This window comes from Mesorhizobium sp. M4A.F.Ca.ET.050.02.1.1, from assembly GCF_003997725.1.
Taxonomy (GTDB): Bacteria; Pseudomonadota; Alphaproteobacteria; order Rhizobiales; family Rhizobiaceae; genus Mesorhizobium.
On record NZ_RZSG01001213.1, the window covers coordinates 1 to 1,146 of the forward strand.

General features: G+C 65.9%; 2 protein-coding genes. Both read left to right on the forward strand.

Features of this window, described 5'->3' with window-relative positions; genetic code table 11:
• On the forward strand, positions 1 to 534 hold a 534-nt coding region (locus EOA33_RS36400), incomplete at its 5' end, for an efflux RND transporter permease subunit (RefSeq protein ID WP_145989535.1).
• A gap of 75 nt (positions 535 to 609) precedes the next feature.
• Positions 610 to 1,020, forward strand: a complete 411-nt coding sequence (locus tag EOA33_RS36405) for a hypothetical protein (protein WP_127407775.1) — start codon at positions 610 to 612, stop codon at positions 1,018 to 1,020.
• The last annotated feature ends 126 nt before the right edge of the window (positions 1,021 to 1,146 follow it).

Sequence of the window (1,146 nt, forward strand, 5' to 3'; positions counted from 1 at the left end):
TTCGTGGTCTTCCCGCTGATGCTGTTCATCATGGCGACCGTGCTGATGATCCAGCTGATGAGCTTCCAGCGCCTGGTGCTGGTGCTGCTCACCGCACCGCTGGCGCTGATCGGCGTCGCCGGCGCGCTGCTCATCTCCGGCGCACCGATGGGCTTCGTCGCCATCCTCGGGGTGATGTCGCTGATCGGCATGGTGATCCGCAACTCGGTGATCCTGATCGCGCAGATCGACCAGCATATAGCCGCAGGCGAAGAGCCCTGGGCGGCAGTGATCAGCGCCACCACGCACCGGCTGCGGCCTATCCTGCTTACGGCTGCGGCCGCCATCCTCGGCATGATCCCGATCGCGCCGACCGTATTCTGGGGGCCGATGGCCTATGCGGTGATGGGCGGCCTGATGGTGGCGACGGTGCTGACGCTGGTCTTCCTGCCGACGCTCTACGTCACCTGGTTCGGCATCAAGGCGCCGACCGGAGCGACAGCCGCCACCGAGCCCGCCATGGCTATCGCCGAGCCGCAAGCCATCGCCGCCTGAGGCGGCGACGCTTTCCGACAAGCCACGGCGGAATGCCGCCGTGGCAGCCAAACACGAAACCGAAGGGAAACGACCATGACCCCGTTCTTTGGAAACCTGCTCATCCGCGTCAACGCCTGCTTCCTGATCGTCGCATCGGCCGGCGGGCTCGCCCCCGACATTGCCGGCTCCTTCTTCGGGCGCGGCGCCGAAGCCATACTGCTCGCCGACGCACCCGGCACCGGCATCGGCTTCATCGAGGCGCACGGACTGGCCCTGATCATCGGGGCCACGCTCTCGCGCATCGCCTATTCGCGGACCTGGCATGCCTTCCTGGCTGCCGTCCACATGCTGCTCGGAACGGCAAACCTGTTGTTCTGGCAGTTCTTCATCGCCGCCGACGTGCTCGTCGTCGGCTACGTCACAACCGCGGCGCACTTTCTGTTCGTGGTTGCTCACCTCGCGGCTCTGGCGGGCACCGCCCGGTTTGCCGCGTCCCCCCGTTGAACTTCGATCGAGCCTTAAGGAGAGAGAAAATGCGTTTGAAATCCATGACGAAAATTCGTTCGGCCGCGGCCCTGCTCGCCATCGGCATGGCCGCCGTCGAGATCATCGGCGGCACGGTGCCGGCGC

Coding starts and splice junctions, on each gene's coding strand:
- EOA33_RS36405 (WP_127407775.1), top strand. CDS start 610: ATGACCCCGTTCTTTGGAAACCTGCTCATCCGCGTCAACGCCTGCTTC.